Source organism: Methanococcoides sp. NM1, assembly GCF_900774285.1.
Lineage (GTDB): Archaea > Halobacteriota > Methanosarcinia > Methanosarcinales > Methanosarcinaceae > Methanococcoides > Methanococcoides vulcani.
Map to the genome: position 1 here is coordinate 1 of NZ_CAAGTW010000039.1, position 261 is coordinate 261.

The 261-nt window shown below is 41.4% G+C and carries 1 pseudogene; it reads left to right on the forward strand.

Going from position 1 to position 261, the window contains the following annotated elements:
- Positions 1-261: pseudogene (locus tag E7X56_RS11895) on the forward strand (hypothetical protein); the annotation flags it as partial.

Genomic DNA, 261 nt, shown 5'->3' on the forward strand with positions numbered 1-261 from the left:
TTGGCGAGTATAATAACAGCTTTACTGCCAGCAATATCTCTGTAGCAGGTCCTTATGTTAACAATGTAACCGCTTCTGCAACTTATAATGGATCCGAGGTTAATGCTTCCGATATCAGCTACTACTTCGGTGTGTCTTCTGAATCTGCTAATCCTTCTTTGAGTGTTGTCAAACTTACCGATGGTTATGATGTCGCTGATCCTTCTTCCTATGAGGTTGAAGTTGGATCAACCGTTGTCTGGTCCTATAATGTCAGCAATA